Annotated in this window: 1 protein-coding gene; it reads left to right on the forward strand. The window is 45.5% G+C overall.

Going from position 1 to position 231, the window contains the following annotated elements:
* Window positions 1–29: 29 nt before the first annotated feature.
* Window positions 30–231: hypothetical protein (locus R0K30_RS23800; RefSeq protein WP_410613529.1), on the forward strand; the 202-nt coding region annotated here is incomplete at its 3' end.

Raw genomic sequence — 231 nt, forward strand, 5'->3', positions numbered from 1 at the left:
GAGTGCTTGGGTTGGAGGAGGCCGCTCAGGTGATCGACTTAGAGTTACGTAAAGTCGACAAGATGATTCATAATGAGATAGCAACAATTATTTCGCGGCTGACTGTGTCAGGGGATAACGAGGTTGTATCTCAATTCTTGCAGAATAATCACCTAGAGGTGGTTACAACTAATTACGATAAACTACTGGAGCGGCTTGTTGGTGAGCAATGTCATTCTTTAGCGCCGGGTG

The sequence above is a fragment of the Bacillus sp. SIMBA_154 genome (genome assembly GCF_046536015.1).
Lineage (GTDB): Bacteria > Bacillota > Bacilli > Bacillales > Bacillaceae > Bacillus > Bacillus pumilus_P.